The following is a 769-nucleotide window of genomic DNA, read 5'->3' on the forward strand; positions in this document are numbered from 1 at the left end:
GCAGCAACCGTGCCTTCGTCTTCGTAAGCAACCTGGCCGTTGATCGTGGCCTTTTCGGTAACCTTGAAGGAAGCGCCACCCCAAACAGCCCAATCGCCGTTCCACGCACCGTAGAACTGTGTCGGCTCGTCGTCCTGGAAGTCAGACTGATAGCCGCCCATTACGAAAGCGGAAATCGTGTCGGTGAACTTCACGTCCAAACGCAGCTTGCCAGCGAATTCTTCTGCAAGTGCATCGTAACCAGCAACAGCGGAGATTGCGCCCCAACCCTGCTCGAACTTCGCACCAGCAACAACGTGTGGCATGTAGTCGTCAATGATGTGATCCGAGTCACCCTGTTCCAGACCGACCGTGGCAGAGAAGCCATTGCCGCCAGCAAAAGTGTAGCTGATCTGGTTTGTACGTCCGCCACCGTAATCGATGACATCATCGAAGATCACGTTACCAGCAGAACCGGTCCATGTGTCGAACTGCGAGTCCGTCACACCAACGCGGAAGCCGCCGAGTTCGATGTAGCCATGAGCCAGCGTTTCGGTCTGGTCAGCAAACGAGTCGAAATCGCCGTCGCCGTCGATGTCAGAATCTTCACGGCCTGCATCATAGTCGAAACGGGTTTCGATGTACGAACGCAGCGTGCCGAGTTCTGTTTCCGAACGAGCGTCGAAACGGAGCGTTGCACGAGTGTGCTTGCGCCAGGTCTCGCTGTCGAAGCCAGTGTAGGGATCATCGCCGGCCTGTGCGTCGTAACGCAGATAGCCGCTGATCTTCA

At 56.4% G+C, this 769-nt stretch carries 1 protein-coding gene; it reads right to left on the reverse strand.

Going from position 1 to position 769, the window contains the following annotated elements; all coding sequences use genetic code 11:
- Positions 1–769: porin (locus tag CU103_RS30965; protein ID WP_106667837.1), on the reverse strand; the 769-nt coding region annotated here is incomplete at both ends.

The sequence above is a fragment of the Phyllobacterium sophorae genome, assembly GCF_003010965.1.
Classification (GTDB): domain Bacteria; phylum Pseudomonadota; class Alphaproteobacteria; order Rhizobiales; family Rhizobiaceae; genus Phyllobacterium; species Phyllobacterium sophorae.